This is a genomic window from Acinetobacter lactucae (assembly GCF_013344765.1).
Lineage (GTDB): Bacteria > Pseudomonadota > Gammaproteobacteria > Pseudomonadales > Moraxellaceae > Acinetobacter > Acinetobacter lactucae_A.
Genome location: NZ_JABVBF010000370.1, coordinates 1 through 834, shown reverse-complemented (window position 1 = coordinate 834; position 834 = coordinate 1). Strand labels below are relative to the sequence as shown.

General features: G+C 35.4%; 1 protein-coding gene. It reads right to left on the bottom strand.

The annotated features are described in order from the left end of the window. Window positions 1-80: 80 nt before the first annotated feature. On the bottom strand, window positions 81-834 hold a 754-nt coding region (locus HUN22_RS17390), incomplete at its 5' end, for a class I SAM-dependent methyltransferase (protein ID WP_174731991.1).

Here is an 834-nt window from a genome sequence, read left to right as displayed (position 1 = left end):
ATCCAAGCTATTCAAGAAAAGAGCTCTAGTGATATTTAATTCCTTTCTTATCTACTAAAACTCTTCTTCATCACACCACTTTAAAATCCTAATTTCTTAAAAGCAAAATAACCCACATGGCTTTCAAAGCTACCGTCATTTTGAATTTTGAAATATTTCTTCACAAGGTCAGATGAGCCTTCCTGCAAATAGAGTAAAGTTTTGATTTGATCTTCAGGGGTTTTCATACGTTTTACCCAACTATCAAAGTCTAAAGAGAGTGTTTGTTTATCTAAACCAATCAAATCAAAGCCCGCATCTTCAATGAAATAGACCCACTCTTTCACACTATAGTTTCGTACATGACTTGGATCTCGAATAGTCTCGATGGTCTGTAAAAACGTATCTAATATGGGCGAGCTAGAACTAATAATGTCTACGAAAATAACAATGCCATCTGGCTTAAGAACACGATTTACTTCCTTCATTGCAGTCGGAACATGCTGCCAGTGATGTGCAGAATATCGACTAATGACCACATCAAACTGGTGATCGCTAAAAGGCATATCTTCAGCAATGCCCTGTTGTACAAAGATGTTTTTTAATTTACGTTGACTGGCAGTCTTAGACACTGTGTCTAACATTTCATGAGATAAATCATAGGCAAAGACTAAATCAGCATATGGAGCAACATTATAAGAGACATGACCACCACCACAGCCTAAATCAAGAACCACAGCCTTTTCATATTTCCGAAGTTCATTAATAAATTTATTAAATTCAATACCTTCAGAATGAGCTTGGCTGTTTAAATAGTCGAGAGATTTATTTTGATATTGTTTTTGGTTTATATCG